1 pseudogene is annotated in these 276 nt (G+C 63.0%); it reads left to right on the top strand.

Annotation, left to right across the window (positions count from 1 at the left end):
- A pseudogene (locus AAEY83_RS14675) lies at positions 1–276 on the top strand (membrane-bound PQQ-dependent dehydrogenase, glucose/quinate/shikimate family); the annotation flags it as partial.

The following is a 276-nucleotide window of genomic DNA, read 5'->3' as shown; positions in this document are numbered from 1 at the left end:
CACCGCGCACAGCAAAGTGCTGGCACTGGACCCGGACACCGGCAAGGAAATCTGGCGCTTCGATCCACAGATCAAGAGCCCGGTCGGCTTCAAGGGCTTCGCCCACATGACCTGCCGTGGCGTGTCGTATTACGACGAAGCCGCCTATGCCAAGTCTGAAAACGCCGGTTCCGCTGTCATCTCCGAAGCCGGCCAGGCTGTTGCTCAGGCCTGCCCGCGTCGTCTGTACCTGCCAACCGCTGATGCCCGCCTGATTGCGTTGAACGCCGACACCGG

The organism is Psychrobacter sp. TB20-MNA-CIBAN-0197, assembly GCF_040309765.1.
GTDB classification, from domain to species: domain Bacteria; phylum Pseudomonadota; class Gammaproteobacteria; order Pseudomonadales; family Moraxellaceae; genus Psychrobacter; species Psychrobacter submarinus.
This window is presented reverse-complemented; position numbering and strand designations above follow the sequence as displayed.